The organism is Stieleria mannarensis (assembly GCF_014154935.1).
Taxonomy (GTDB): Bacteria; Planctomycetota; Planctomycetia; order Pirellulales; family Pirellulaceae; genus Stieleria; species Stieleria mannarensis.
In genome coordinates this window covers 1-434 of sequence record NZ_JACEHH010000224.1, presented here as the reverse complement: position 1 = coordinate 434, position 434 = coordinate 1, and the positions used below count along the sequence as shown (strand labels likewise).

General features: G+C 62.7%; 1 protein-coding gene. It reads right to left on the bottom strand.

Features of this window, described 5'->3' with window-relative positions; all coding sequences use genetic code 11:
- On the bottom strand, positions 1 to 434 hold a 434-nt coding region (locus H1B37_RS33175), incomplete at both ends, for a hypothetical protein (protein ID WP_182871549.1).

Here is a 434-nt window from a genome sequence, read left to right as displayed (position 1 = left end):
CGGTGTTGCCGCCGTCGTTGACGACGACTTGAATGGTGTCGGCGTCGTTGCCGAAGGTGTGTGGCGTGCCGTGTAGGTATTGGACGTTCGCCGGCGTGTCCAGGAACGTGTTCAAGTCGGCAAGTGTTCCGGTCAGGGTCAATGTGCCGCTGCCAGATCCGCCCACGGTGACCCCGCCGCCGGAACTGGCCGAAAGATCCCCGCCGGTCGCCGTCGACAACGTAACGGTCAAGTTACCGCCGTTCGCGTCGATGTCACTCAGGTTGGTCGCCGACAGGTCGACATTGCTACTGACATCTTCGGTGACCGCGATGTCGGTGGGCAGTCCGGTGCCGGTGGGATCATCGTTGGTCGCGGTGATCGAGATGTCGCGGGTCTGCGTGTTGGAGTCCACGTCGCCGTCATTGACGGTGAAGGAAACGGTTCGAGTCGCC